Source organism: Halorubrum sp. Atlit-28R, assembly GCF_003665955.1.
Classification (GTDB): Archaea; Halobacteriota; Halobacteria; order Halobacteriales; family Haloferacaceae; genus Halorubrum; species Halorubrum tropicale.
The window spans coordinates 1-436 of sequence record NZ_QPLS01000294.1; the positions used below are offsets into that span (position 1 = coordinate 1).

Annotated in this window: 1 protein-coding gene; it reads right to left on the reverse strand. The window is 67.2% G+C overall.

Annotated elements, in window-relative coordinates:
* The coding region (locus DVK06_RS17990) for a TIGR00266 family protein (RefSeq protein ID WP_121601175.1) at positions 1-436 on the reverse strand (436 nt) is incomplete at both ends.

Consider the following 436-nt stretch of genomic DNA (forward strand, 5'->3'; position numbering starts at 1 on the left):
CTCGCCGAGTTCGACCTCGTGGATGGCCCCGTAGCTCGACAGGAAACTGTCGCCGGTGCCGGTCAGTTTGAGCAGGAACAGCCCCTCGCTCCCGAAGAAAGTCTTCGCGCCGCCGAAGGAGGTGTCGAGGTCGAGCGCGGGGTCCGAGGCGATGTACGACCCGGACTGCACGTAGAGCGTCTCGTCTTCGAGGCGGTGGTGGACGATGTCGCCCGGAAGCGGGGGCGCAAAGGATACCTCGCCCGCCTGCCGCGCGCTGAACGTGTTCTGGAAGAACGACTCGCCGCCGAGGACGCTCCGTTTGAGCGACCCGAAGAGGCCGCCTTTCGCGTTCGTCTCGATGTCGATGCCGTCGGAGTAGCTGACCATCGCGCCGGCCTCCGACCGGAGCGACTCGCCCTCGTCGAGCGAGACGGTGAGGAGGGCGAACGACGGG